Annotated in this window: 1 pseudogene; it reads left to right on the plus strand. The window is 63.4% G+C overall.

Annotation, left to right across the window (positions count from 1 at the left end):
- A pseudogene (locus tag GHO42_RS25685) lies at positions 1-314 on the plus strand (phage tail tape measure protein); the annotation flags it as partial.

The following is a 314-nucleotide window of genomic DNA, read 5'->3' on the forward strand; positions in this document are numbered from 1 at the left end:
GGCCACGGTCAAAAGCAGCATTGGCAAGGCCGCTGTCGGCGTGGCCGCACTGGCCGTCCCGACCAAAGTCAGCGCCGATTACAACGCAATCATCCGTGACATCGCGATCAAGGCCGGGGTGGCCAATGCCCCGCAAGAACAACAGATGTCGCGCACCATCATCTCCACATCGCGCGACACCGGCTTGGCCCGCAACGAAGTGGCCAACGTGGTCAACGAACTAGTGGGTGCCGGCATGGACTTGGCCAAGGCGCTGGAATACGCGCCGGTGGCGGCCAAGTTCGTGGTGGGCCAAGGTTCGGGCAGTGCGGAAA

Source organism: Pseudomonas sp. FSL R10-0056 (assembly GCF_009600105.1).
Lineage (GTDB): Bacteria > Pseudomonadota > Gammaproteobacteria > Pseudomonadales > Pseudomonadaceae > Aquipseudomonas > Aquipseudomonas bubulae.